The following is a 26,143-nucleotide window of genomic DNA, read 5'->3' on the forward strand; positions in this document are numbered from 1 at the left end:
TTTATTCAATCTCTTTCCCAGTCAGGTTCCAATACATGCGATAGAGGTAATCCAGAAATTGCTCCTGTTCCTCCCGCGTGAACCCTTTCATGGACACATCCTCGATTTCCTTACAGAGCTGCTGCCATTTTTCCAGATATTCACGGCCCTTTTCCGTTATGGATACCGACTCCGCCCTTCTTCTTTCCGCGGGGTTGGACCGCCGGATCAGGCCGGCCTGCACCATATTGTTCAGAATCTGCGACACGGTGGCTGGTTCAATGTCCAGCGCCGAAGCAATATCCTTCTGCATGCAGTGGTTCTGCCGTGAAAGGTGGTTCAGAATTTTCGGCTGTCCGGGCGAAAGGCCGATTTTCGCCATTCCGGGCCGCGTCACATTTTTCTGCGCGTGAAATACCCGATGGATTGCCATATGCAGCGTAACCGGCATAAAAACTCCTCCTGTCAATTAGGAAACTAACTGTTAGTAAGCTAATATTAATCCCGTGTATTGAAAATGTCAAGTTACGAAATAAGCAATTACACCATTTGAAATCCTAATACATAATATATTGTGAGATAATACCAATGCTCACGAGAGGAGAAAAACAATGACAGATAATATGATGGATATGGACGGACAGGGCTGTGAAATGAATCCGACTCCCCTTCCGGCGATGCCGGTCGTAGCAATGGCCTATGTTCCATTCCAACAATTCAATTCCACTTACACTCCTGAAAAAGGGCTGGAGATGGGAACCATCTTCCCTGAGCTTGACAAACCGTTTTTGGGAGGCAGGAGGAAATGAGCGAACAGGAAAAGCTGATGCGCAGGATTAACGCCTACCGTTTTGCGACCTGGGAGCTTCATATTTTTTTGGACACCCATCCCGGCGATTGTAAGGCAGCAAAGCAGCAAGAGGAATACCGCAGGATGGCAGAGGAATTAACCGCACAGTACGAAGCGGCCTACGGGCCGATGAATCAGAACAGTTCAGACACCAGCCGCTGGGCATGGATCAGCAACCCATGGCCGTGGGATGTTAACAAGGGGGGAAACAAATAATGTGGAATTACCAGAAGAACCTGCAGTATCCGATCAATATCAAAAATACCAATCCGAAGCTGGCGCAGATTATCATCGCCCAGTACGGTGGTCCGGACGGAGAGCTGGCAGCCTCGCTGCGCTATTTGAGCCAGCGCTTCAGCATGCCGTATCCGGAGTTGAAAGCAATTTTGACAGATATCGGGACTGAAGAGCTCGCTCATCTGGAAATGGTCGGAACCATTGTCCACCAGCTTACCAGAAATCTGACGGAAGAGCAGATCAAAGAAGGGGGATTCGACGCATATTTTGTGAATCATACAACCGGGGTTTACCCCGCCGATTCCAGCGGAACTCCGTTCACCGCTGCTTATTTACAGGTAAAGGGCGACCCGATCACCGATATTCACGAGGACCTTGCCGCAGATGCTGCGATTGCGAAAGAACGACTTATAAAAAAATTTATGATAGGACAAGCCGTTTCCGCCACAATCCGAATCCGTAAATTAATGGAGTCAACAATTCGCGTTTCCGATAAAAATATAAGATTTTCGTAAGAAATTTATCAAAATTTCTTAAAACAAAAAACAGTTTCATCTGATATAATAAATCAATTGGTTAGGAACCTATCCCCGCTCAAGTCCCGCGGAAGCATCCCCGGGGATGCAATGGATTATATCGCTACAGAAATATACTCAAGAAGGGAAGTTGCAATTTGGACAACCGGAATAAATGTCAAGGCTCATATTCGTATTCTCATGTCATAAAACATAGCGAACTACCATGTAGCTGTTCGTTCCAGACACGAAATCACGCCGAACCGCCTCCCATGAAAAGCCCGGCAAAGCGGAAAAAGGGGAAAGCATCATGGCCACTTCGTCCAGTGTTTCGTTTTCACAGCAATGGACGCAAACCGCTACAGATTTTACCGCGTTCCGGCGCAAATAATCCGCCAGCTTTCCCGCTTCGTCTTCTCTGATCTTTCTTTCCGAGGGGTGGGCTTTCCTGTCGCTGCTCAGTGTTTTTTGCTCCGATTGCTCAATGCGCTCAAAAGCCATGTGATAGCTCCGCCAATTAAAATCAGCCACAGTGTCATGAGAAAAGCGTGCAGTACGCTTTTGGAGTCCTGGTAGTTCACTAAAAACAGCAGAAGAAAAATGCCCGCCGCAATCAGGAACAGAATAATCCCATGCATGGTGCTGTCGGCATCAAGCACAGCCAGCCACAAAACCAAGTCTGCAATGCCGCCGATCACCCGCCAAAAAGTGAGCGCGGAGCACCCGCGGGTACGCTGTAACCATGAATTATAATACACACCGAACGATACGACACCAATCACTGATAAAATTGCAAGCCAGCCTTCCAGCATTTTGATACCTCCCATCTTTCGCCATCGCGTACCATCAGGCAGTTCGGATGAAGTGCCTTGAATTGCTCCCGGTCTTGTGCTTCACAATGAATGGGAATCAGCGCTTGAGGATTGAGTACGCCAATCAACTCTTGTATGGCGTTTCGGTAAGCGTGTCCGCTGCAATGCAGGTCTGCTACCTCGATTCCATGAGTGCCGCAAAAGGCCAGCAGGTCTTTGACAGGGCGAGTTTCCCGGTATCCCTGCCATATGGAATAGATGAGCAGATTTTTTTCATCAGGGCGGCAAGCCAAATAGCTCTTTAAAAAGGGAAGCATAGAGGTTCGCACAAAAATCACCTTTTTCCCCGAAATCTTTGCAAGGCTCTCTGCGCCCAGGAGTTTACGCCGTTCAAAATAACGCTGAAAATAGGCGTATGTACGCGGCGTTTTTTCCTCGCTGGTATAATGTGCTACAAAGCGCAGGGTATTTTCCTCCCTTTGCGTGCGAACCGCCGTTAAAAACAAATCCTCGCATACAGCTCGTCCGGCGCTCTTTGCCGCCCGGTGTATCGCGCGGATTCGTTCTTCATTCGTAGAGGAACACAGGACAAACACTGTGCCCTCATATTGCTTCATCAACTCGCAGGCACGCTGCTCCACCTGGTTTTCGTTCTGCGGGGCGTTTCTGCCCTGTTTTTCTATACGGACATTGGTTCCCTCGCTGATCAGGAGATCCAGCTTTTGTCCCCCAAGCAACTGCCGGATTTGTGTGGGAATAGAGTCCGCTGCCCGGTAATCCCCGGTATAAAGCACGCTCTTCCCATCCGCCTGAACCAAAAACATATAGGCATCTGCTGCAGAATGCTCTACCCCAATCGGTGTTACCCGTATATCATCCAGTTGAATCGGCTGACCGCTTTTGAAATGAAGATGGATTTCCGGGCGGGGCGAACCGGTAAAGTCGGAGATCACATCCAAAATACGGTGGGTCTCTTCTCCCGAAAGAATCGGAATGCCGGGCAAAATCCGATCCGCCAGCCCACAATGATCGTTATGATGATGACTGAGAAACACCCAGTCAAACGCAGATTTGCCGCAAGTAAGTCCTTCTATTTCGATAGAATCTTCTGCTCCTTTTCCGTCAAGAGGCGGCAGGTTGGCTCCCACGTCAAACAAAATTCTGGTCTGATCGGTTCCGATTTCAATCAGGTTTCCGCCGATTTGTGCTGTTCCACGATGAATTTTTATGTACATTCACTACTCTCCTTTTTGTCAGCATTGCCTTTCTCCCTCAATTTTACGTCTGATTCGCTTCATACTGCTTTCTCATTTCCTGCTCCCGCAGGGAGGCCTTTCGGTACTCCTCTGCGAAATCCGCACCAAAGTAGCCCTGCATTTCCGTCCACAAAACCTCCGGTGTCTGGCAGGCTTGCAGAAGCAAAAATCCCTCTAACACGATCATTGCCTGCAAACAAGCCTTGCCGTGGTAATCACCTGCTGCCAGATAACCTTCAAAGCGTTGTTCCAGTTCCGCGCCATCCAGTCCGTCCAGAATGTCCAGCAAGCAAGCCTTCATCAGCGGGTCTGTTTCCTGCTCCAGAAAAGGCTCCAGAGCTAAAAAACCGTCTGCCCGCGCCACCATAAGAAAATGGCTGAGCTTTCTTATGGTTTGCAGACATTCAGCTTTTTCTTCATGACTGCACGGCAGCCTTGCGGAAAAGTAGGATAAGTCTTTCATCAGCAAGCTCCCTCCAATTTCCGAATCAAATGCATGGCTTCCCGTTTGAGCATCGTAATGTTGGTAATGAGCCGTCCATCCCGGCAGGCCACGCCGAATTTTCGCTTGCGCTGTAGCAGCATATAATCTCCAAACCCGTGCGTACTATATCCGCATGGCTGGGCGGTCAGATGATCCTCCAATATCTCACCATCCATATCGAACAGAACCATGTATCCATCTCGAATGGCGCTGATTCCTGCATAAGGCTGAAGCCCCCCTGCATAGCGGTCAAAACAGCTATCCAGGTCAATTCTATCGAAAACAAAGGGGAGTATCGGCTCATTTTCCCTATTCACCACCCCCCATTTTCCACGTTTGACCGCAAAATATCCATTTGAAGAAGCATAGTGACAGGCATCTTCATACACAAACGGAATTACCGTCTCTCCCAGTACATTGATATATCCGTGCAAAGCATTTTTTACAGCGTGGCTCGTTTTTGCATGGTTGGTTTTTGGAGGGTTCTTAGCACTGAACATCGGGTGGATATAGTCAAATTGCAGGGAAATCGCAAGTTCATTGGTCTCAACGTTCATCAAGCCCCATTTTCCGCCGGATTCTATCTGCAGCAAATAGAGACTTAAAAATTCATGATATAGATCAACTTCTGAATCCGGGTAAACGTGGCTGCCGGAAAGGAACCCGCCGACAGCTTCTCCGGTCATTGTGTAAATACGGCACTCTTTTCTATGATCCATACTATCTCCTCCTAAAGGTTTCCAAGCCATAGGTGTCTGGAATCTCATAATCATAATGACCGGGTTCGCCCCAAGGGTCCGCCGGCATGTAGCGGATATGGTATCCGATTTTGAAAAGCTCGGCAAAGTCCCGCTGCCGTGTGCGGTCTGATAAAGCCGGGTAATGCTCCCGGTACCAAACCACGGGATTTGCTCCGTCCATCTCTACCATTAATGTGCATAACCGTATGATTTTTTCAAGGTACAATTTGCGCGTTTTGTTTTCAGGAAACTGCGGCGCATGAAACTGCGTATCGGTTAAAACAAACGCCTTTCTCTTATTGGAGTAGCGGATGTGCAAGACCCCCGCCTGCTTAAGCAGCAGAATATCCCGTGAAACGGTCTTTTCGCTGACCGGCAGTAAATCGGTGATTTCTTGGAAACAAACCTCGCTGCAATACCGGAATAAATGAAAGACGGAAAGAATGCGGGAGGTCTTGGTCAATTCCATGAGGTTTTCCTCCTTGCTGTTATGAGTTTATCATACCACATTTACTAATAAAAGACATACGTATTGTCGCAAAATTTATCCTTCATTGCACAACCCCTACAAATATTGCTGAAGAAACTGAAGCTGCATTTTCTGTAAATCGCTGTATTCCTGACCATCATGCGCTTCAAGCTCACTCTCATGAATATGATCATAGTCTGGTATACAATCGCATTCGATTTGTTCGAAGGGATATAAAAGATATTCATTTTCCCATGTAAACACATTTTTAGCATCGCAAAGGCGTCCTGCGTTCGCGGCCACCAAATAAAGTTTTTTCGGCTCGTTTTTCAGGCGAACGACCTGTCCGACCGCGAATTTCACTCCGGCGTCTTCCTCGTAATCCGAGGGCATGCGATAATATCCGCCCCCGCCTCTCGATTCTAAACGGCTGATTAAAGCGCCGGTATAATCGAGCCGGTACTCTATGTATTCGCTCTGCTGGCTGCAAAGCTGATACAGATCCGTTTCCGGTGTGATTGGAAAAGGGGTGCTGGAACAGATGAACTGCCTGCTCCAATTTTGGCATTCCTTGATCCGCTCTTGGGTTTCTATGTCATTACTGGGATCTGAAAACAACACGCGTTTGGGATATTGCTCTTTGACCATAAACAAATAATTAACCTTGTCCTTGACAAAAACATCGAATGATTTGTTTTGATCTGCGGTGAATTCTTCTTTCAGCCGTTCGATTTGACGGGTAAGCTCCTCCTTTCCCGCCTGAACGGCAAGCTCCATCCGATCATATACTTCGCAGAAAAAAGATGAAGGATCACACCGCTCGCACATACAATCGTTGTATGCCCAAAGAAATACGGTGAATATTTTTGTGCTGTACGCCGCAAAGGGATTGTCCATCATTTGATATCCTCCAATAGCAAAAATCATTAGCTTTTGAAGGGAGTATACCACAGGCTGTTTCCTATCTTCAGACACACGTAATGGCGCGATACAGATTGCTTTTTTTGCAGAATATGATAAACTTTTGTCATAATATCTTACATACTGGGGTTGTTAATATGAAAAAGTTTGAGCGTTCTTTTTATCAAACGGCATGTGATCGGCGTAAAGGAATTGAGCAATTACAGAAAATGCCTTGGTTTAGACTGCTGAAAGAAGATGTCGAACGGGGAGAGGTGTTCCCGGCTCTCCGATATGGTGGAGAAATTCACTTTTATTACCAGGGTTCGCGAATTTATGCCTTTCAAGGAAACACCAGTGGTGAGCTGCTTTTGGATAGTATGGATCAGAATGCTTATAGAAAGAGAAAAGAAGAGAGCGACTCATGGGCGAAAAAGACGAGCGGTGACTCCAGGGAACGCGCAGAACTCTCCACGCTTTACAGAAAGTTTACGCCCTATGTCCAACCGGCTCCCAGTATGGTTTTATTGGATGTTGAGGTTGGGTTCCCCTGTCTTTACATAGAAAATAAAAAAATTTATAACAATACACAGGTCGATTTGCTTTTTCTTGACAAGGACACCGGTATGCTCTACTTTATCGAAGCAAAGGATGCCGGAAATCCGGAAATCAAACGGAGATTTACGGGACAATCTGAACCCGAATTGTATAACAGCTTGAAAATTGCAAAGCAGCTTGAAAAGTATGATGCAAATCTGGCGGCAAGAGAGGATCAAATTCTTACTGCCTATCAAGACTATTTTGATATTATGCGAGAGATTTTCGGTTGTGAGATTTATTCGGGAAAGCTTTCACTATATAAACGTACCAAACTGCTGGTTTATGGGAAGTGCAATTCTACCAATAGCCGTAAATCACTTGAGGCAATACATACAAAGCTTGGCGATGATTTAATCGTTTATGAAAACGGCCTTGATGCGGTTGATGATTTACCCGAAAAGATCACTGCCGGCTAATTTTGTAATAAATCACAACTTCTGATAGAAAGAAGAGGTAAACGAATGAATACCGCATGGATGATTCGCAATGACGGCAAGGCCTTTCCTTGCCCACAGTATATTTGCGCGAACCCCGAAAATATGGGCGAGACTTTACTTGCGGCGGAATGGCTGTATGCCAATACACGGCATGAGGAATCCCAGCAGCTTGCGCTGGAAACGATCGCAGCATGGATAACTTCTGTTTCTGTTGACGGCGATGTTATCTCTAATGCGCCTGACTCCCTTTTTCAAAAGCCCGATTGCCCCCTGTCGCAGGAATTTGTCAAAGCACACGCAGAAGAAATCAAGGCAATTCCCACAGAAAAACTGGATTTAGCCGCCTTGTGCGGCGAGGTTGCCGCTGAACTAAACCAAGAGTTTCTGCGGGCTCGCTATGGTGGTATGTATCATACGGATGCGTCAACTAAAGAAATGTTTTTCCGTATCTTTTCGGCTGGATTTGATTGGTATAGAATCATGTATGATTTTATCACCGCTGCTAATTTCCCAATAGAATTCATTATCATTGTCCGGGGTGAGGAAAGTACTGGCGCAGAAAGCAAGCTCTGTCTTCGGTTACCGGCAGAAACATTTCTCGCGGAGCAGCCAATTCAACTTGTACCTCCGAGTCTGAGTAAACTGAAAGGCGGCGTAATGATACGTGAAATATTTGCGCATCTGTCGTATGGAAGTTCCCTCAGACACATTTCTTGGGATCTGGCGATTGGTGCAGGCGCGCTTTCCAATGCTCTGACAGTTATTTCGGATTGGGAAAATCAGCGAAGAAAACTGAATTACTGATTCTTACAGCAACAGATCAGCAGTCATAGCAAAAAGAAACAAATATGCCTTTCCGGGCTGAGCGATGGTTCAAGCAGAGAAAATGGCTTTCATAGAGGAGGCGCTCCGGTGGCAACAAAACGAGAAATTTACGAATTTGCGATCAAGTGGTTTGAAAAGTATCGCGGTGAGAAAACGACCGAGCATGAAGTCGCGGAAGGCTTTTCCGAAGAGTGCTTTTCTCTCGGCTTTGAAATGGACTGCGGACACTCTTTCAAGAATGCGTTTCCGGATGCGAATGCGTTTCAAGATTATGAGTCATTGGATAGAATGATCGGGCAAGTAGACGACATTGACCTTTTGGGTTCGGCGATTTTTTCACAGTGGAGGTATATTACCCATTGGTCTTACGGAGAATCTCTGCTTTCCGATAAAAACCGTCCGTGGTTCATTCTTGCTTTCTCCCGTTTGATCGTTCTGACCTCAGAGGACGGAGCCAGTCCGTTTGTATTTCGGGGACAAGTCCAAAAGATACGGATCGAGTCAAATAACATCGGCTTTGGCCTCTTCCCGGCGCCGTACAAGGAAGTGGAGCAGCATCTCACCATCGCCGCCGACGGCCGGGTGTGGTTCTCCGGTTACAATTACGGTCAGGGCGGCGGGAGGTATGAACGCGGGCGCACAAAGGGTTTCAGTATCGGGCGGGACGCCGCCGCACGTATTCTGAATGCGGTCGGCGCATATTTCAGCAATGAGTATCAGACCGAATTTGCAACTGATATCGGGACTTGGGAGATGATTATCACCAATACAGACGGAAAGCCGTATCGGTTCGAAGGCTCTCTTTGCTGCAATTTTGACGTTGACGGCGTCGATCTGTCCGATCTCATCCGCGGCACGCTGGATATGCCGGATCTATTTTTGTTTGACGGGAACTGCAAGCCGGACAGAGTGGACAGAATCGCCTTGAACTACCATCGGGTGACAAAAATCAGGCCCAAGGTGCCCATCAGCGACACAGCAGAATATTGCCTCTGGGATTATTCCGAGCAGCTGATCATCGACAGGGAGACGGAAACCATCGAGCAAACCCAGCGGGTCGGTTCCGGCTGCGTCATCTCGCACAAGTATTCTGTTCCGGGCGGCGTTTCCGACCTGCTGGATGGGCTTGATGCCGACAGCTTGTTCGAGCATATTATTGGCAACGGCCCGGATGTCGTGACAGACCCCAACGAAACGAAAGATTATGAAATTACCGCAGACTTTTATAAGCGGCCGCAACTTGTCATCCGCGGCACATACGATAAAAACGGCCTGCCGGAAGACTGGCCGGAGCTGGCGGAGCGTATTTCCGACTTCATTCGTTTCTACGGCCTCGGTGAAAGCCTTAACCCCTCCGTGTACGGGAAAGCAAGGCGCAAAACCGGCGACTATATTTTTTGCAGTGTTGAATTTGAAGACAGCGGCAAAAGCTATTACTACCTCACTGACGACGATACGCTTTCCGTCGGCGATCTGGTAGTTGTTCCCGTGGGAAAAGACGACCATTCCGCTGTTGTGGAAATCGTGAATATTGAGTATTTTTCGGAAGATAAGGTTCCGCTTTCGCTGGATAAAGTGAAAAGCATTCTTCGGAAATGTACGGAGGATGACTTCAAAACGCAGGAGACATAAGTAAGACACGTTGAAAACGGTAACTGCGAACCGTAAAAAAAGGGCGGTTTCACAGTGTAGCACTTTTTCAGTTTTCAGTTTTTCGTACAATTCTTTGGGCTGTACTGTCCATAAACGCATTGTCTCACCTCGAGCAGAACAATATGGTCACCACCAATAGCCTTTGTACTCTAATTTCTTTTTCTCAGCGTTCGTCAGTGCGAGGGTTCGGTCGACCTCAACATTGTAGCGCTTTCGGCGCTCTTCTTCACGAAGTTCTTCCTCCTGTCGCTTGCGTTCCGCTTCTTCGCGGGCCTCACGAGCCTTCTTTATTTCTTCAGCCGCTTCGTACAGTTCGATCATGATATCGCCGAGACGATCTTCCAAAACGTAGGATTTGCAATCGCGGAAGCTCGACAAACCGGGATTTGGAACATCGGTATGGGCGGTATCTTTTGAATATGAGAATAAACTCCGTGTTTTAGTTTTCGTATAAGGCAGCTATATCGTATATCCTGCGCTTCATTTCTGTGCGGATATGTAGCGGCTCTAAACATTCGCATTTATCCCCAAAACCCAAAAGAATATTGTAGTAGTAATCGTTCTCTATGAACGGGAAACGAACAATGTAATGCTCATCGCCGTCTGGCCAAAAGTGTTCATAAGAGCAAAAATCAAGTACCCGATCCATCACAGATCTATGAATACGGATTTTAATTTCTGTTTGCATCGATTCCAAAATATCAGCGAAGTCTAAAGTCGGTTTTTGATAATCTCGCGGTGTAAAAGTTTCCTCTTGCATTTGCAGGCTTGACATGCGGGATAGCTTGAATAAGCGGTAATCATTTCTTTTATGGCAATACCCTTGCAAATACCAATGATTGCTTTTCAATACAAGCTGATATGGCTCGGCTGTTCGTGAGGTTCTATTCCCGTAGCGGTCTGCATATTCAAACGAAAGCAGCTTGCTTTCCTGCAGTGTTGTTTTGATAATTTCTAAATATGGTTGTATGTTTCTGTTACCCATCCACGGACTTAAATCTATATAGATTTGATTTGCTTTTAATTCAATGTCTTTTGCTCTGTCGGCGGGGATAAAGCTCTTGACTTTCGCAAGGGCGTTTACCAGTTCATCACCTCGTATCACGTTTGAAAGGCCGGAAAGTCCCATCAAGATAGCGGAAAGGTCGGAAGTCGAAAAAACTTTTTTATCAATTTTGTATTTCTGCATAATTTCAAAGCCGCCGCCAACTCCCGGGGTTGAGCGGATAGGAATGCCCGCCATGTTGATCGTGTCTATGTCACGGTAGATTGTGCGGGGCGAAACTTCAAACATATCTGCTAACTCCTGTGCGCCTATCCGCTCTTTATCAAGGAGTATCATAATAACGCTGACAAGCCTGTCTACTTTCATCTGACAGCCGCCTTTCAAATAATCTTTTCATCATTCCCATTGTTTCCACAACGCTGTCAACAATTACATAGTACAATAAGGACGCAGACAAATCAATATAACAATGAAAACGGAGGAACTATATGTTTACGATCTATGTTTACGTTCTTGATACTTTAGCCGACTGGGAACTGGGGTACGTAACTTCGGAGCTGAATTCTGGTCGATTTTTTAAAAAGGGCGCGCAGCGTGTATCGCTCAAAACGGTCAGTTATTCCAAAGAGCCGATCCATACAATGGGCGGGCTGACAATCGTGCCCGATTGCTTAATGGATGATATTGTTGTGAGTGAAACAAGCATGTTGCTATTACCGGGCGCAGATACGTGGAACGACCCAAAGCATGGCGCGATCATCGAAAAAGCAAGCGAGCTTCTCTCTGCAGACGCTACGGTGTGTGCAATATGCGGGGCTACCGCTGCGCTTGCGAACTTTGGAATACTGGATAAGCGTCCGCATACCAGTAATGGAGCGGGATTTTTTGAAATGGTTTCTCCCTGTTATAAAGGGCAAAGCTTTTATATAGACAAGCCGTCTGTGGAGGATAACAACCTGATTACTGCAAGTTGCACCGGAGCCTTGTTGTGGGCGAAACAAATAATTGAACATTTAGGCGTTTTTCAATCAAACACACTGGAAGCTTGGTATGAATATTTCAGTACCGGTGAGCCTGAACATTTCTTTGCCCTCATGCAAACTTTGCCGTCTGGGAATGAAAACTGATACACCTTTGTCATAAGCAGAACAGGTGTTTAGACCACATGTACCTTATTGAAGTTATTGATAAAATGCATGTGCATGTGTCTTGTTATTCATGTACAGGGTATGAGCATACCCCCTGCTACGCTAAATTTCGAAGTATTAATGCGCATTCAGACTTTCTCTGAATGCGCATTAATCTTATCAATTTTATCACTTTGTTTGTAAAAGCCTTAATATGCTTCTTATCCAAGCTTTTCTTTGTAATGATGTGCCTGTTCCAGCATCATGTCCTTGACCTTCATCAGGCGTATTTGGGTACTGCGCTCGTTTTCGTCCAGCTTCATCGTAATGTAGCGGATGCTGTCCTGCATTTCCGGAATCATCACATGCTCAAGGGCGTTGACCCGGCGCCGGGTCTTTTCGATTTCCGCCGCGAGCAGCTGGCAGGCTTTCTCACATTCCGCCAGCCGGAGCATATCCGGCAGCAGGTCGGACAGGGACTTTACCGCCGAGTCAAGATCGCCGGAAGTAAAGGCATACCCGTAGGAATAAATATCATTGGCGTCGGATGTCCTTGTTTTGTAGTGATATTTTGGAATTTCCACACTCATCACATTTTGGGTCTCCAGTTCCAAGGTGACCTCCTGTTTGGGGGTCATCAGCGCCACATTCAGAATTTCATCCGACATGACGGACCGCGCCAGCACAAAATTCCGGTTGGCCGCCGCAATCCCCTGCTCCACTTTTTCCCGAAGCGTTTTGTTTTCCCGAACAAGATCAAGAAAGCGGCGCATCAGTTCATCGCGTTTGTCTTTCAAAAGCTTATGCCCGCGCAGCGCCGTGATTAGCTTCTTCTTCAAACGGGTCAGTTCCATTCGCGTTGGATTTACATGAACAGTTGCCAAAAGTGAGCCCTCCTTTGCAAGTGTTTTCCGGACGGCTACTTTCCGTAGTATTGATCCAGAAATTCATCTTTAATTCTCTTCAACTCGCTGCGGGGAAGGATGGAGAGCAGCCTCCAGCCGATGGCAAGCGTTTCCTCAATATCACGGTTGGCCTGATATCCCTGGGACACATATTCCTTCTCAAATTCGTCGGAGAACTTCGCGTAAAGCCGGTCAATGTCAGTCAGAGCGGCTTCGCCCAGAATGACCATGAGCTCCTTTGCTTCTTTTCCGCGCGCATAGGCGGCGAACAGCTGATTCATGGTGTTCGCGTGGTCGGCGCGTGTCTTTCCTTCGCCAATTCCTTTGTCCTTCAGCCGGGAAAGCGACGGCAGAACGTCGATCGGCGGCGTAACGCCCTTGCGGTACAGTTCGCGGCTGAGGATGATCTGTCCTTCCGTAATGTACCCGGTAAGGTCCGGGATGGGGTGCGTCTTATCATCTTCCGGCATGGTCAGAATCGGAATCAGCGTAATACTGCCGGGTTTTCCTTTCTGTCTGCCAGCGCGCTCATAAAGCGAGGCAAGATCGGTGTACATATATCCGGGATACCCGCGTCTGCCGGGGACTTCCTTCCGCGCGGCGGAGACCTCGCGCAGGGCGTCCGCATAGTTGGTAATATCGGTCAGAATGACCAGAACGTGCATATCTTTTTCGAAAGCAAGGTATTCCGCTGCGGTAAGGGCCATTCTGGGGGTCGCGATGCGTTCGACGGCGGGGTCGTTCGCGAGGTTTACAAACAGTACCGCACGGTCGATCGCGCCCGTTTCCCGGAAGCTCTCAATAAAGAAGTTGGATTCCTCAAAGGTGATACCCATGGCCGCAAACACAACGGCAAACGGTTCCGAAGTACCGCGCACCTTTGCCTGACGGGCGATCTGGGCGGCCAGATTTGCGTGAGGCAAACCGCTGGCCGAAAAGATCGGCAGCTTTTGCCCGCGTACGAGCGTATTCAGCCCGTCGATGGCGGAAACCCCGGTCTGGATAAATTCCTGCGGGTAATTGCGCGCGGCTGGATTCATGGGAAGCCCGTTAATATCCATGCGGCGGTCCGGCAGTATTTCCGGCCCCCCGTCGATAGGACGGCCAAGGCCGTCGAATACGCGGCTGAGCATATCCCGCGACACGCCCAGTTCCATGCTGCGGCCCAGAAAGCGCACGCGGCTGTTGCTCAGGTTGATGCCGGTCGAGCTTTCAAACAGCTGTACCAGCGCGTTTCCGCCGTCTATTTCCAGCACCTTGCAGCGGCGCTTTTCCCCGTTGGCAAGCTCGATTTCGCCCAATTCGTTATAGTTTACATTTTCCACGCCCTGTACCAGCATCAGAGGGCCGGCCACTTCCTGGATAGTTCTGTATTCCTTCGGCATCAGTACTCCTCCTTCTGCTCAAGGCTCTGGATTTCTTTGTGCATAACCTGCAGAATATCCTTGTATTCCTGCTCCATGCGGTCGGCAGGAATATATTTAAAGCGGCCGATCCGCTCGCGCACCGCCATAGAGACCAGTTTGTCGGCGGAAACACCCCGCGCCAGCGCCTCCACGGCTTCCTGATAATATTCGAGCACCAGCTTCATCATGGTGTACTGCTTTTCCAGCGGCGTGTAGGTGTCCACCTCATGGAAAGCGTCCTGATGCAGAAAGTCCTCACGGATGGAACGGGCGGCCTCCAGCTTTAAGCGGTCCGGCGCGGAAAGGGCGTCCATACCGACCAGCTTCACAATTTCCTGCAGCTCGGCCTCTTCCTGAAGCAGACGCATGATCCGGCTTCGCTGCTCCATCCAGTCGGGATGCACATGGGAGTTAAACCACTTTTCCATTGCGTCCACATAAAGGGAATAGCTGGTCAGCCAGTTGACCGCCGGAAAATGCCTGCGGTACGCCAGCGCGGAGTCAAGGCTCCAGAACACCTTGACGATACGGAGCGTTGCCTGGGAAACCGGTTCTGAGATATCGCCTCCGGGAGGCGAAACGGCTCCGATGACCGAAAGCGCGCCCTCTCTCGGGGCGTGGCCAAGCGAGCGTACCCGGCCCGCCCGTTCGTAGAACTGCGCCAGACGGCTGCCCAGATAAGCGGGGTAGCCTTCTTCGCCGGGCATCTCTTCCAGACGGCCGGACATTTCACGGAGCGCTTCCGCCCAGCGTGAGGTGGAGTCCGCCATCAGCGCCACGGAATATCCCATGTCACGGAAATACTCCGCGATCGTAATGCCCGTATAAATAGAAGCTTCACGGGCGGCAACCGGCATATCGGAGGTATTTGCGATCAGGACGGTGCGCTTCATCAGCGAATAACCCGTTTTCGGGTCCTTCAGCTCGGGAAACTCATTCAAAACGTCTGTCATTTCGTTGCCGCGCTCCCCGCAGCCGATGTAGACAACGATATCCGCCTCCGCCCACTTGGCCAGCTGATGCTGCACAACGGTTTTTCCGCTGCCGAACGGGCCGGGGACCGCCGCCACACCGCCCTTCGCAATGGGAAACAGCGTGTCGATCACGCGCTGTCCGGTGACGAGCGGCATTTCGGGCGACAGCTTTTCCAGATACGGCCTGCCTACACGGACCGGCCATTTCTGCATAAGCGGCACCGCATGTTCTTCTCCGTCGGCAGAGCGTATAGTCGCAATAGAATCCGTTACGGTAAAATCGCCTTCCGAAATACCGGAGACAGTTCCGCTCACACCGTTGGGAACCATAATCCTGTGTACCACGATTTCCGTTTCCTGCACGGTGCCCAGAATGTCTCCGGCTGCTACTTCGTCTCCCGCGGAAACGCAGGGAACAAAATGCCACGCTACTTCGCGCTTGAGCGCGGGAATTTCCACACCGCGGTGCAGGTTGTTGCCGGAAGCTTTCATAATATCGTCCAGCGGGCGCTGAATCCCATCGAAAATACTGCCGATCAGTCCAGGCCCAAGCTCCACACTCAGCGGGGCCCCGGTGGATTCAACCGGTTCTCCCGGACCCAGACCGGAGGTCTCCTCGTAAACCTGTACGGAGGCGCGGTCCCCATGGATTTCTATAATCTCGCCGATCAGCCGCTGATCGCTGACACGCACAACGTCGAACATGTTGGCGTCGCGCATTCCCTCCGCAATGACCAGCGGCCCGGCGACTTTCCGGATTGTCCCTTTACTCATATTGTCACCTGCTCTTTTCGTTTTCATCGTTAAAGATAATATCGGAACCAACAGCCTGTTCCACCGATTTGCGGACATGCGCCATTCCGGCTCCCGTATTTCTCGAAATGCCGGGAATCAGAATAATCGCGGGGACACGCTGCGCGCGGTACCGGTCGACTTCCGGTTCCAGCGCGGCGGCGAGCGCTTCTGTTATATAAATGACCGCATATCCGCTTTCCGCCAGCCTGCGCAGGGTTTTCGCAGCCTGTATGGATTCCGCCTCCGGGTAAACGTCAAGTCCAAGGGCCGCAAAACCATAAACGCTGTCGCGGTCGCCCATCACTGCAATCTTATACATACATTTCCCTTAACCTTTCCCGCACGGATTGCTCCGGCAGCCGATTCCGCTTGCCGGACAAAATAATGCGCACCGCACGGATTTCGTTTTCCCGTGCGAGGAAATAAGCCGCGAGCGGCCCTATGGTGAGCGGATTGTATTTCTGCGGACGGATCGCCCGCATGATCCGGTCGTCGCACCAGCGCTCAAACGCGGATACCGATTCCCGAAGCGCGTCTTCCGCCTGTGCATAGGGGGTGGAGCGCAGGTATTGATAAAGCTTCTCTCCTCCCTGCGCGGCGGCCTGTGCAAGCTCCTCGATATTCACAGAATCACACGGCGCCAGGGCGCGAAGGATCACCGAATACGGTTTTCCGGTAGCGCAGGCGCGCGCGGCGACTTTAATATCCGCGGCGGCGACCGTCATCTCCGCGTATTCGCGCATAAGCTCGTTTTTGGAACCTTCTCCCGCACTTTTCACAGCCAGAAGAGCCGCCCTGTCCAGAATAAAATCGCACAGCTGGCCGTCGCCGGTGTGAAGGAGCACATCAAAAGCCTCCTGTGCCGGGGCGCGCATCGGTTCCGGCAAAAGCGAATAGTCGCGCTCCCTGACAGCCTGCAGGACCGTTTGCGTTTCCAACGTTCCGCCGCTTTGAAAAATCCCCTGCGGATCCGTGCCTGAATAGACAGCCTTGATGGCGGCTTTCAGGTTATGGTAATCGTTCGCACAGAAAAACACCGAAAAATCGGACAGGTCATCCAGCAACTCCTTTAATAGAGCCCACGTCTTTTCCCTCTCCGCCTTTAGCATCTTTTCCGGGCTGTCGTAGCTTTCCGAGTCTCCCCAGCCCCTGCTGTGGAGCAGTGAAAGGCACTCTTCCTCGTCTTTGGCGGAAAGAAGCTGTTCCAGTGCCTGTGCGTTCAGCAGAGAAAGTTCCTTTGAACGAATACGCGCCACCGCATAAGCGTACTGCGTGTCGGACATCAGATCACCCTCCTTTGCTTTCAGCGAAACAGCAGCTCATTGACCCGGTCGGTCAGCCGCTCGTGCTCCGCTGCAAATAAGGCGTCGAAGGAACAGTTCTCCTCAACACCGCCGTAAACCAATACAAATCCCCCGCTTAAATTGCGGGTTTCCTCGGAAATTTTCAAGGAACCACCCCTATCCCTTGCCGTTTCTTCCAGCCGTTGGGCAAAGCCCTCCGGTACCCTGCTGCGATCCTCCGGAGAGAGAATCATTTCTCCCTCCTGTGGCAGGACGGCTTTGGCGGCTACCTTCAGAATCACATCGAAATAGGAGTCATCCGGCAGCTCGGACAGGGTCCGACGGGCCTTTCCGATAACGTCACGGATCATCTCCTGCTTGGCCTGCAGCACCTTCTGCCGTTTTTTCAGTTCCGCCGAAGACTGCGCCCGTTTCAGAATTTCCGCAGCAGCCTCTTTGGAGCCCCGGACGATCTTTTCGGCCTGCCGGCCGGACGATTTCCCGGCTTCTTCCTCAATGCCGGCTACTTCCCGCTCCGCCGCGGAGATGGCCTGCCCGGCGGCGGATTCCGCTTCGTTCAGAATCTCCTGGACGATTTTCTCTAATCCTGTCATTGACAAGTTCTCCTATCAAACATTGATTCCGCCGATCCCGAAAACCGCAAGAATGGAGACCAGCAGCGCAAGAATGGCATATGTCTCTACCATCGCCGGAAAAATCATGGCTTTACCGAACTGGTCCGGGCGTTTGGCAACCAGACCAATGCTGGCGACCGCGGCGCGGGCCTGCCGCAGCGCGGACCAGTAACCCACAACGGCGATAGGCATGCAGGCAAGAAAATAAAGAAGCCCCTTTGTAAGCGATATGTCCGCGTTGCCGCCCAGAACGCCGATTTGGGAAAGAGTAATAAACGCTACCAGAAGGCCGTAAATGCCCTGTGTACCCGGAAGAAGCTGCAGGACAAGGACTTTACCGAATTTACCGGGATCCTCCGTGACAACACCGGCGGCGGCTTCCCCTGCCAGACCGACACCGCGCGCGGAACCGACACCAGCCATCAAAGCACCCAAAACTGCACCAAGCAGAGCAAAAGCAATCCCCATTTTATCCATTTTTATGATCCTCCCTGAATTTGAAATATTGAGTATTTACAGCGAACGGATGAAACTTCCGGCCTCCGCCGGAATAAAATTTCCCAAAAAACTCCACAAACTGCAGACGGTTGGTATGGACGTAGGCACCAAGCAGATTGATCCCGATATTCATTGTGTGACCCAAAAGGAAGATGATTGCAAATGCCACCGCACCGACCGCGTTTCCTCCGACCATGCTTCCCATCTGATTGATGACGGTGGCGACGACTCCGGTGGCAAGGCCGAGCGCAAGCAACCGGGAATAGGACAGTACGTCGCTCAGATAACCCGTAATATTATAAAGGCTGTACAGACCTTTGAGAATACGCTTAAACCAGTTCCGGGACTCCCGTCCGCCGGTCAGGATAATACCGACCGCAGCCGCGACTGCGGTATAAGAGGCCGCGCTGCTCAGCGGCGACGGGATCGCGACAGAAACACCCGCGATATCTGCAAACATCTTCTGACCAAGGAGAAGAATCATCAGACTGATCAGAAGTAAGTACCAAAATACGACGTCATAAAGAGCATCTTTGTATTTTCCGGCGCGCGCCAGCTGATAAAAATTCATAGCGAGACCCGTAAACAAATGAACCAGACCAACGACAAAGCAGAACATCAGCATCCGCATCGGCTGGTTCAATGGCGCGAACCACAGCGGCGGAATCGTCAGGCGGGTTCCGAAAAACGTTTTGGAGACCACATCCACCACATCGCCGAAATAGCTGCCGAACATTACACCCCAGAAGACGGTGGAGATCCCGCAGAAGAAGAACATTTTCAGCGTATTCCGCATGCTTTTCTCCATATTTTTGAAGTGCGAAAGACAAACTCCGCAGATAACGGTCAGAAGAGCTCCGTAGGCGGCGTCGGAAAGCATCATGCCGAAAAGCACATAGTAAAAGATGGACATGACCGCCGTAGGGTCGGCCTCACCGGCGCCGGGCAGGCTGTAGCTTTCCACCACCGACTCGACCGGCGCGGCAAAACCGTTGTTGCTCAGCAGAACCGGCACGTCCTCCTCTTCGGAGGGGTCTGTAAAAGCGACTGTAACAGGAAAATTCGCGGCCAGTTTCTCTTCCAGAGCGCCGGTTTCCCGCTTCGGCACATAGCCCTTCAGGCAGAAAGTACGCCGCGATTGATTCAGCCGGCTGATAACTTCATATTTTTCAAGCCGCATGGTATAGTAATCCAGCATGAATTTCAGATCTTCCCGCGCGCCGCCATGGCTCCTGATTTCATCCTGCGCTTTCTTGACTTTTTGCGTCAGCTCTTCAATATTGCCCCGGAGCTTTTTGATCTGTTCTGCGGGCGGTACGGCCGGGACGACGGCGGGCTTCGCAAACCCCAGCTCCCGCAGCCGGTCTTCTACCGAACGCGCGCCGGCACGCAGACAGAGGACCATCACGCACGTCTGCTCCGGAGAACTGCTTACGATTTCCACGGAAACGACATCCGCCCCCGAACCACTGAGCTGTTCCTCCAAAGCCTCCTGCTCCAGCCCGGGCGGCAAACCCCCAACAAAAGCGGTTGTTTTGCCCGTCCCGAAAAAATTCAGCGGCAGATCGAAGCTTTCCCAGGGAGCAAGGGCCTCCATCTGAATTTTCAGCTTCGGAATTTCCGCCTGATTTTCTTCGATTTCCTCCGAAAGGGTATTCAGCCGGTACGCGAGCTGAAGCATGGATTCGCGCTGCTTTGCAAAAGAGTCATAATGTTCAACCGTCGTTACCCGCCTGCCTTCCAGAGCAGAGAGCAGAGATTTTGACTCCGGCGAATAACGGTTCAGAATGCTTAACGCTTCCCGAGAAGCCGAAATTCCCTTTTCCAGTGTCGCCCGGGCCGGAGCGGTATCCATTTTCCGGAAGACATCGTCTTCGTCCGGCCCGTTGCTGACTTCAACGATTCCACGCCGCTGCAGCATTTCCAGTATTTTTTTACGATCTTTTTTCAGAGCGCACAATTCTATTCGCTGCATGGGCACCACAGCCATAATGCAATCCCTCCTTTTATCAAAATAAAATCAGATCAGCTCCGACAAAACAGTCTGTACCGTCTGTGCCTCCCTCTCCCTGACCGTTTCGCGCAGAGCGGCGATCTCCTGTTCGGCCTGTTCAAGAGCCTGCCGGAACACGTCCGTTTCCTGCCGATGGGCATTCTCCAATTCCTCTTTCGCCTGTTCCCGTGCCCGGGACACAGCTTTTTCGGTCAAAGCCGAAGCCCGTTCTTTCGCAGAGCGGATGACTTCCTCTGCCCGAAGAGCGGTCTGCTGCTCAAGCTCCTGAGACTTACGCTCGGCCTGACGAATGGTTTCTATCGCCTGATTAGCCAATATATCACCCCCAAATTCAGTGTCTTCATTACCTGATATTCTCAGTTTACAAAAAAAGAAAAAACATATAAAGATTTCATTAAGATTTATAATAAACGAAAACGAACAGTATATCAATGTGGAATACCCGTATTTAAAGGTAAATTAATAAAAAATATTATAATAGTTACCCCTGTAGTGAGCTGCACCCCAAAAGTTTGAATCGGTGTTGACGAGCCCGGTACTTTATGTCTCTACTTTTTAGAAAGTCTGTATGGAGGTTTTGGAAAAGTTCTTCCCCGACAATCCGGATGGCAGTAAAATGGCGTGAAAAGAAATGAAAGTGAAAAGTTTTGCGATTCACATGTAAATCCCCACATGCTATACTGAACATGCTCAAGGATTTATCCAAAACCGAATACGGGAATGAAGGCACCTTTTGACGAAGGTGTTTTTTTATTGCCCAGCGGTCAGCTCCACACTTTCCCGCATTCCAACGTAATTTACAAGGCTCATAACGACATCCTTTGTCATGACATGTTTTTCGTCCGCTTTCTCGCCGGCTCGGGCAATGTGAAAGTAGCGGGAGTTTAAGACGGTTCTTGCTCCGGGCGAAATAATCCCTCCATAAAAGAGAGCGCAAATGATTTCTCATCTGCGCTCTAAAAATTAATAATAACTCTTTCTAACCAAATCAGTTAGTTTACTCGTAGCAATTCTTTTGTAGGCATTAGTATGACTTATCAATTCAGTACGCCGCTGGATTTTGACAAGGTCGAAAAAATCGCGGTGGGTAATGTGGAGATTCCCTTAAAATAACGCAACTACATTTTGTAATATAACCGAAGGGAAAGGCTTCCGTTTGCTGACCAGACGGAGGCCCTTCTCCATTAGGAAAATCGCCGAGCGTGACGGCGTTTCAATGGAATACGTAAGAAAGCAGATTAGATTGCCATGCTGAACGGCCTGTGCAGCACCGATCCGAAGGTCAAGGTGTTTTGGGACGCAGTCCCATGCGAAAAAGATATCCCTACGCCTGAAGAACTGATTTTATATATTTCCGAGATGGTAAGACGCAAGAAAATAATCTGAGGATAGCGTTAGCCGCAGCGTTAAGGGAGTGGTCATTACCGCTCCCTCTCTTGCGCTTTAGGGTTCTTCCAGAAAGCTGTCGTTATCAATATGAATCCGCTTGGCGTAGCTGAGCTGCCTGTCCAACCAGGACAAATAATCTGATTTGACCTGCTCGTATGCCTGACGATCCGCCCAGCTTTTTTCCTCTGCCTTATGGGAGCGACTATATAAGAGAAACGAGCAGTTACCCTATCACAATAGGACTTAAGCGGCAAATAAGGCCTGATTTCTTAAACGGTTACGACTGACCGCCGACCCGGATTATCCGCTGACCGTTGACACGCTCCTGCAGACGGTGAGAAATGGAGAGCACTGTCCGGCCCTTGGCGGCGCGCTCCAGCGCGTCAAGTACGCGCTGTTCCGTGTTGCTGTCGAGATTCGCGGTGATCTCATCCAGCAGCAGAATCTCCGGCGAGGCCGCAACGGCCCGCGCAATAGAGAGAAGCTGGAACTGCCCCTGCGAAAAGGCAGCTTCCGAAGCGGGCGTATCGTATCCGTCCGGGAGGGCAAGGATACTTTCATGCAGTCCCACCAGTCTGGCCGCATTTTCAACCTGCTTTCGAGCAACGGCTGGGTCAAACAGCGAAATCTGCTCCGCAACCGTGCCCTCTACCAGATGGAAGGACTGCTCCACATAGCCGATCAGACGACGCTTTTTTTCGTCCGGAATGGCGGAAGCCCTCGATCCTTTAATAAGCACCCGCCCCTCAAGCGGTCGGTACAGCCCCAACAGCAGGCGGAAGACGGTGCTCTTGCCCGCGCCTGTTCGGCCGACAAACGTAACCGCTTCTCCTTTGCTCACTGTGAAGCTCAGATCTTGCAGCACGTCGCTGTCATCACCATATCCAAAACGTACATGGTCGAAGCAGACAATGGGAGCCGCTTCTGAACTTTTTCCTGTGTTGGAATCGTCCGGCACCTCCCGTTCCGCCTCGGCCAGAACCTCGTTGATCCGTTTCACTCCGGCCACGGCGGACTGGATGTTCTGAATTTCCATGCCGAGGCTCTCCAGCGGCGCAAACACCTGGCCTACATAGGCGATCACAGCCACCGCAGTGCCCACGCTGATGCCGAAGAACGTGCGGATACCCCCTCCCATGGCGGCGCAGACCATCATCACGGCGATGACGCAGGAGCTGACAAAAATAACGATCGGCGAATAGATGGAATCATAGAGGTTGGACTTGTCGGTTGCGCGGTAGCTCTCGCCGATGTAATCGTCGTAGCGCTGTTCCATGTACTTTTCCCGGAGCAGCACATGGATCATACGGATGTTGCGGATTGTCTCGGGTATATGATTGTTCACCTTGCTTACAGCCACACGGTTTTCAAGCTGCGCCTTCAGCATCCGCTTCTGGAACAGGCGCGTCATGGCAAAGAGCAGCGGCGTAACCAGCAGCATCAGAAAGCCAAGCCCCGTGCTCTTGTAAAAAATCACGATCAGAATGCTGACCACCTTACAACCGTCGGCAAACATACTGACAATTCCGTCCGTAAAAAGAGAGTCCACCGTATCCACATCGTTCACGAAGCGGGAGGCAATTTTACCGGCTTCGTGGGAGGTGAAATAGGCCGCAGGCAAACGGTGGAGTTTGGCGCAGAGCGCACTGCGCAAGCCGTGGGTGACTTTCTGACCAAATACGGTTATCATCACGTTCTGCCCGGATTCCAGCAAGCCGGACAGGGCGATAAACCCCAGATAGGAAAGCGCCAGACTCAGAGCAATTACCCGACCAGCCGTAAGGTCATTGACCACCCGCTCAAGAACAAGCGGCGGAAACAGTGCCGTTACTACGGCCAGCACGATGACAAATACGGTCAAAACACTTGTCGCCGTGGATGCGGCAACGACTCGGCGCAGCACCGCGCCGAGGCTCTTTTCATGCTTCATGTCCGCCGCCCCCATTCACCTGTTCCAAATAAAGCTCCGCATAATCAGGATTCTCCTGCATGAGTTCCTCATGGGTAGAAAAGACGCCCCTGCCGCCGCATAAAAACAGCACCCGGTCAAATGTGGGGAACTGATACAGCCGGTGGGAGAACAGAATCACGATTTTATTCTCCGCCAGCGTCCGCAGGTTTTTCAGTATGGTTTGCTCCGTACCTTGATCCACAGCGGAAAACGGATCGTCCAGCACAAGAACGCTGCGGGAATTATATAACGTTCTGGCCAACGCCACACGGGCCTGCTGCCCTCCGGACAGACGCACGCCGCCGCTGCCCACCGGCGTATCGGCACCCTGCGGCATCTGTCGCACCTCTTCGTCCAGACACACCGTCCGTAAAAGCGGCTCAATTTCTCCCGGCTCTCCCAACCGGATATTCTCCGCCAGCGTATCGCTGATCAGTTCCGGCTCGTGCCCCATGTAGGAAATCAGTTGACTGCGTTTGCGGTGGCTCAGATCTCTGAGCTCCCGCCCGGCCACACGGATGCTGCCGCAGTAAGGGACTTCGCCGATGAATGCCTTTCCCAGCGTGGATTTTCCGCAGGCCACAGGCCCCGTTACCCCAATGATCTGCCCCGGGCGGGCAGAGAAGAAAACATCCCGCAGTACGGTTTCTCCATCCGGCCAGCCCACAGACACGCCGGAAAGCGTCAACTCGGCTGATCTTGCGGCATCTGGCGGGGATACGGCGTCCAGCCCTATGTATTCCTTCATCAGCGGCTTGATGCGCGTCCAGGACACCTGGGCCTTCTGGACGGCGTTGAAGAGCTTGGCCGCATGAGAGGATTTGAGAGCCATTTTTGTGAAGCATGAGAGGAAGGTGGTGAAGGCGGCGATGTCCCAGCTTTTCCACCCCGTGCCCAGCACGTTCCGCGCACCCAGATACAAAATCAGCACCGCGCCGCACATGGAGATGATGTTGTAGAGCGGCTGCATGGTGTTTTCCCAGAGATTCGCCGCAACAGCGCTTTTTTCATAGTCGCCCAACCGCACCTCGTAAGCGGCGTCCCGGTTTTGCTCGCAGCCGTAGACCCGATAGGTCACGGCGTTGGAGACACGATCCATTGTGGCCCCGTTTAAGCGTCCGGCGCTTTTTTTATAGGCGGCGTTGCTTTGGGCGACCCGTCCCTTCAGGTGTCCGGCGATGAGGTAGGCGAAGGGCGTAAACGCGCAGGAGAGCAGCGCCAGACGCCAATCATAAAAGAACAGCATGACGGTATACGCCGCCAGCACCACGCCGGTGTCAAAGACCTCGGTGGTGGATTTCCGCATGCCCTCCACGCACGCGTCCACGTCAGCCACAGCTTTTGTCATGACGGAGCCGAGGTTCTCTTTTTCCAGTTCTTCCCGGCTCATGTGGACAAGACTGTTGTAAAGCATGTGGCGCATATTTCGGCTCGTGTCGTTGGCGAAGCGGCGCACGCCGAAGCGTTTGACCGCCCGCATGGCCTGCACGAACAGGATCACGGAGAGATACACCGCCGCCAGCGATACCATGGCGGACACAGTCTTGTAGCCCTTCATGATGTCAAACAGGCACTGCGCAAGCTGCCCCTCGAAATAAGGCCCGGCCACCATTCCCACGTTGTAGAGGATGCCGGAGACCGTGACGAGCGCAAGCGGCCTTGCCTCCAGCCGGAAGTAGGACCAGATGCGGTCCGGATGCGGGACCTTTTCAATCCGCCGACGGCTCATTTTTGCCCGCCCCCTCAAAAAAGCGCTGGGTCAGGTGGGGAAAGCCCGCCCGGCTCTCGGCCTTGGAGCGGTCGTAGAGCGTATTCAAAATACGGCAGAATTCCGCATTGTCCTCCGGGGTGAGCGCTTCTTCCAGCCATTCGTAATACAGCGCCTCCACGGAGGCTTTGGAGTTTTTCAGGCTGTCCGCCTTTTCCGTCGCGTATAGAAGTTGGCTGCGCCCATCCTCCGGGTTGGGTTTGCGGATGAGATAGCCCTTGGCTTCCAGACTTGCCGCGCGGCGCGCGGCCGCGCCCTTGTCCAGTGTGAAAAGCTCCCGCAGCGCCGCCTGCGTGATGCCGGGGTTCTTCCGCACCGCGTGGATAAAATCATACTCCGCCGTACCGACGCCATCTGTTTTCAGCATCCGCACGGTAAATTTGCTTACTTCGCGCGCAATTTTTGTAATCTGCCGCCTTGTACTGTCCATTCTTCACACTTCCCGCCCAAAAATAGATGTAGTATCAAATAAATATATGATACTACATCTATTTTTTCATGTCAATGGATTGCTACGATAAAAACAGAGTCGCGAAACGCCCAGAAATGAGATAAAAGCACGATCTACTTCCAGTACGTCGGGTATGTGCACATCGTATTATGAATTGCCGGGATATCTTGATTATGGAACCGGA

The 26,143-nt window shown here is 51.0% G+C and carries 29 protein-coding genes; 7 read left to right on the forward strand and 22 right to left on the reverse strand.

Features of this window, described 5'->3' with window-relative positions; genetic code table 11:
* Position 1: 1 nt before the first annotated feature.
* The gene (locus VXK30_RS13420) at positions 2 to 430 is read right to left on the reverse strand and encodes a MarR family winged helix-turn-helix transcriptional regulator (RefSeq protein ID WP_275715386.1); all 429 of its coding nucleotides are present in this window, start codon (positions 428 to 430) and stop codon (positions 2 to 4) included.
* A gap of 160 nt (positions 431 to 590) precedes the next feature.
* On the opposite strand from VXK30_RS13420, the gene VXK30_RS13425 reads away from it, so the two are divergent.
* The 3 genes from VXK30_RS13425 to VXK30_RS13435 are packed head-to-tail and all read left to right on the forward strand — an operon-like array spanning position 591 to position 1,581.
* A complete protein-coding gene (locus VXK30_RS13425) occupies positions 591 to 788 on the forward strand; it encodes a spore coat associated protein CotJA (protein WP_275715384.1) in 198 nt (65 codons plus the stop codon).
* Complete coding sequence (locus tag VXK30_RS13430; RefSeq protein WP_275715382.1) at positions 785 to 1,045, forward strand: spore coat protein CotJB; 261 nt, start codon at positions 785 to 787, stop codon at positions 1,043 to 1,045. The genes VXK30_RS13425 and VXK30_RS13430 overlap by 4 nt, the downstream gene beginning before the upstream one ends.
* On the forward strand, positions 1,045 to 1,581 hold the full coding sequence (locus VXK30_RS13435) for a manganese catalase family protein (protein ID WP_275715380.1): 537 nt from the start codon (positions 1,045 to 1,047) through the stop codon (positions 1,579 to 1,581). Before VXK30_RS13430 ends, VXK30_RS13435 begins: the two co-directional genes overlap by 1 nt.
* Positions 1,582 to 1,785: 204 nt before the next feature.
* On the opposite strand, the gene VXK30_RS13440 is transcribed toward VXK30_RS13435, so the two are convergent.
* The 7 genes from VXK30_RS13440 to VXK30_RS13470 form a co-directional block, all read right to left on the reverse strand.
* Entirely contained in the window at positions 1,786 to 2,082 is a 297-nt protein-coding gene (locus VXK30_RS13440; RefSeq protein ID WP_275715378.1) for a hypothetical protein, read from the reverse strand.
* Entirely contained in the window at positions 2,040 to 2,393 is a 354-nt protein-coding gene (locus tag VXK30_RS13445; RefSeq protein WP_275715376.1) for a hypothetical protein, read from the reverse strand. Before VXK30_RS13445 ends, VXK30_RS13440 begins: the two co-directional genes overlap by 43 nt.
* Positions 2,360 to 3,628: an MBL fold metallo-hydrolase gene (locus VXK30_RS13450; RefSeq protein WP_275715375.1), complete on the reverse strand. Its 1,269-nt coding sequence runs from the start codon at positions 3,626 to 3,628 to the stop codon at positions 2,360 to 2,362. Before VXK30_RS13450 ends, VXK30_RS13445 begins: the two co-directional genes overlap by 34 nt.
* 43 nt (positions 3,629 to 3,671) lie before the next feature.
* Positions 3,672 to 4,112 (reverse strand): hypothetical protein, encoded by a 441-nt coding sequence (locus VXK30_RS13455; protein WP_329493513.1) that lies wholly within the window; start codon positions 4,110 to 4,112, stop codon positions 3,672 to 3,674.
* Positions 4,112 to 4,852: a WG repeat-containing protein gene (locus tag VXK30_RS13460; protein WP_275715371.1), complete on the reverse strand. Its 741-nt coding sequence runs from the start codon at positions 4,850 to 4,852 to the stop codon at positions 4,112 to 4,114. The genes VXK30_RS13455 and VXK30_RS13460 overlap by 1 nt, the downstream gene beginning before the upstream one ends.
* A gap of 1 nt (position 4,853) precedes the next feature.
* Positions 4,854 to 5,342 carry a hypothetical protein gene (locus VXK30_RS13465; RefSeq protein WP_275715369.1) on the reverse strand — a complete coding sequence of 163 codons (489 nt, stop codon included), beginning with the start codon at positions 5,340 to 5,342 and terminating at the stop codon, positions 4,854 to 4,856.
* 96 nt (positions 5,343 to 5,438) lie between these two features.
* Positions 5,439 to 6,293 carry a hypothetical protein gene (locus VXK30_RS13470; protein ID WP_329493515.1) on the reverse strand — a complete coding sequence of 285 codons (855 nt, stop codon included), beginning with the start codon at positions 6,291 to 6,293 and terminating at the stop codon, positions 5,439 to 5,441.
* A 107-nt stretch (positions 6,294 to 6,400) separates the two neighbouring features.
* Here VXK30_RS13470 and VXK30_RS13475 point away from each other — a divergent pair, with 107 nt between their 5' ends.
* The 3 genes from VXK30_RS13475 to VXK30_RS13485 all read left to right on the forward strand — a co-directional run bounded on the left by VXK30_RS13475 (position 6,401) and on the right by VXK30_RS13485 (position 9,736).
* Positions 6,401 to 7,258 carry a hypothetical protein gene (locus VXK30_RS13475; RefSeq protein ID WP_275715365.1) on the forward strand — a complete coding sequence of 286 codons (858 nt, stop codon included), beginning with the start codon at positions 6,401 to 6,403 and terminating at the stop codon, positions 7,256 to 7,258.
* A gap of 45 nt (positions 7,259 to 7,303) precedes the next feature.
* Positions 7,304 to 8,083, forward strand: coding sequence for a hypothetical protein (locus tag VXK30_RS13480; RefSeq protein WP_275715363.1), 780 nt, complete (start codon positions 7,304 to 7,306; stop codon positions 8,081 to 8,083).
* Positions 8,084 to 8,191: 108 nt separating this feature from the next.
* Entirely contained in the window at positions 8,192 to 9,736 is a 1,545-nt protein-coding gene (locus tag VXK30_RS13485; RefSeq protein ID WP_275715361.1) for a hypothetical protein, read from the forward strand.
* 147 nt (positions 9,737 to 9,883) lie between these two features.
* Here the strand turns inward: VXK30_RS13485 and VXK30_RS13490 are convergent, their stop codons facing one another.
* On the reverse strand, positions 9,884 to 10,078 hold the full coding sequence (locus tag VXK30_RS13490; protein ID WP_275715359.1) for a hypothetical protein: 195 nt from the start codon (positions 10,076 to 10,078) through the stop codon (positions 9,884 to 9,886).
* A 118-nt stretch (positions 10,079 to 10,196) separates the two neighbouring features.
* Positions 10,197 to 11,129 carry a helix-turn-helix transcriptional regulator gene (locus tag VXK30_RS13495; protein ID WP_275715357.1) on the reverse strand — a complete coding sequence of 311 codons (933 nt, stop codon included), beginning with the start codon at positions 11,127 to 11,129 and terminating at the stop codon, positions 10,197 to 10,199.
* Between the two features lie 122 nt (positions 11,130 to 11,251).
* On the opposite strand from VXK30_RS13495, the gene VXK30_RS13500 reads away from it, so the two are divergent.
* Positions 11,252 to 11,890, forward strand: coding sequence for a type 1 glutamine amidotransferase family protein (locus tag VXK30_RS13500; RefSeq protein ID WP_275715355.1), 639 nt, complete (start codon positions 11,252 to 11,254; stop codon positions 11,888 to 11,890).
* Positions 11,891 to 12,111: 221 nt separating this feature from the next.
* On the opposite strand, the gene VXK30_RS13505 is transcribed toward VXK30_RS13500, so the two are convergent.
* The 12 genes from VXK30_RS13505 to VXK30_RS13560 all read right to left on the reverse strand — a co-directional run bounded on the left by VXK30_RS13505 (position 12,112) and on the right by VXK30_RS13560 (position 25,938).
* The gene (locus tag VXK30_RS13505; RefSeq protein ID WP_275715353.1) at positions 12,112 to 12,774 is read right to left on the reverse strand and encodes a V-type ATP synthase subunit D; all 663 of its coding nucleotides are present in this window, start codon (positions 12,772 to 12,774) and stop codon (positions 12,112 to 12,114) included.
* A gap of 35 nt (positions 12,775 to 12,809) precedes the next feature.
* On the reverse strand, positions 12,810 to 14,180 hold the full coding sequence (locus VXK30_RS13510; protein WP_275715351.1) for a V-type ATP synthase subunit B: 1,371 nt from the start codon (positions 14,178 to 14,180) through the stop codon (positions 12,810 to 12,812).
* Positions 14,180 to 15,949 (reverse strand): V-type ATP synthase subunit A, encoded by a 1,770-nt coding sequence (locus VXK30_RS13515; RefSeq protein ID WP_275715349.1) that lies wholly within the window; start codon positions 15,947 to 15,949, stop codon positions 14,180 to 14,182. The genes VXK30_RS13510 and VXK30_RS13515 overlap by 1 nt, the downstream gene beginning before the upstream one ends.
* Before the next feature lie 4 nt (positions 15,950 to 15,953).
* Positions 15,954 to 16,289, reverse strand: a complete 336-nt coding sequence (locus VXK30_RS13520; protein WP_275715347.1) for a V-type ATP synthase subunit F — start codon at positions 16,287 to 16,289, stop codon at positions 15,954 to 15,956.
* On the reverse strand, positions 16,282 to 17,253 hold the full coding sequence (locus VXK30_RS13525) for a V-type ATPase subunit (RefSeq protein WP_275715345.1): 972 nt from the start codon (positions 17,251 to 17,253) through the stop codon (positions 16,282 to 16,284). Before VXK30_RS13525 ends, VXK30_RS13520 begins: the two co-directional genes overlap by 8 nt.
* Positions 17,254 to 17,273: 20 nt before the next feature.
* On the reverse strand, positions 17,274 to 17,867 hold the full coding sequence (locus VXK30_RS13530) for a V-type ATP synthase subunit E (protein ID WP_275715343.1): 594 nt from the start codon (positions 17,865 to 17,867) through the stop codon (positions 17,274 to 17,276).
* A 15-nt stretch (positions 17,868 to 17,882) separates the two neighbouring features.
* Positions 17,883 to 18,365 carry a V-type ATP synthase subunit K gene (locus VXK30_RS13535; protein WP_038325591.1) on the reverse strand — a complete coding sequence of 161 codons (483 nt, stop codon included), beginning with the start codon at positions 18,363 to 18,365 and terminating at the stop codon, positions 17,883 to 17,885.
* Positions 18,358 to 20,376, reverse strand: coding sequence for a V-type ATP synthase subunit I (locus tag VXK30_RS13540; RefSeq protein ID WP_275715339.1), 2,019 nt, complete (start codon positions 20,374 to 20,376; stop codon positions 18,358 to 18,360). The genes VXK30_RS13535 and VXK30_RS13540 overlap by 8 nt, the downstream gene beginning before the upstream one ends.
* Before the next feature lie 30 nt (positions 20,377 to 20,406).
* Positions 20,407 to 20,715 carry a hypothetical protein gene (locus tag VXK30_RS13545; protein WP_275715338.1) on the reverse strand — a complete coding sequence of 103 codons (309 nt, stop codon included), beginning with the start codon at positions 20,713 to 20,715 and terminating at the stop codon, positions 20,407 to 20,409.
* 1,351 nt (positions 20,716 to 22,066) lie between these two features.
* Positions 22,067 to 23,719 (reverse strand): ABC transporter ATP-binding protein, encoded by a 1,653-nt coding sequence (locus tag VXK30_RS13550; protein WP_275715336.1) that lies wholly within the window; start codon positions 23,717 to 23,719, stop codon positions 22,067 to 22,069.
* Positions 23,709 to 25,469 carry an ABC transporter ATP-binding protein gene (locus VXK30_RS13555; protein WP_275715334.1) on the reverse strand — a complete coding sequence of 587 codons (1,761 nt, stop codon included), beginning with the start codon at positions 25,467 to 25,469 and terminating at the stop codon, positions 23,709 to 23,711. The genes VXK30_RS13550 and VXK30_RS13555 overlap by 11 nt, the downstream gene beginning before the upstream one ends.
* Positions 25,450 to 25,938: a MarR family winged helix-turn-helix transcriptional regulator gene (locus VXK30_RS13560; protein WP_275715332.1), complete on the reverse strand. Its 489-nt coding sequence runs from the start codon at positions 25,936 to 25,938 to the stop codon at positions 25,450 to 25,452. Before VXK30_RS13560 ends, VXK30_RS13555 begins: the two co-directional genes overlap by 20 nt.
* Between the last annotated feature and the right edge of the window lie 205 nt (positions 25,939 to 26,143).

Origin of the sequence: Caproiciproducens sp. CPB-2 (assembly GCF_036287215.1) — a bacterium.
Taxonomy (GTDB): domain Bacteria; phylum Bacillota; class Clostridia; order Oscillospirales; family Acutalibacteraceae; genus Caproiciproducens.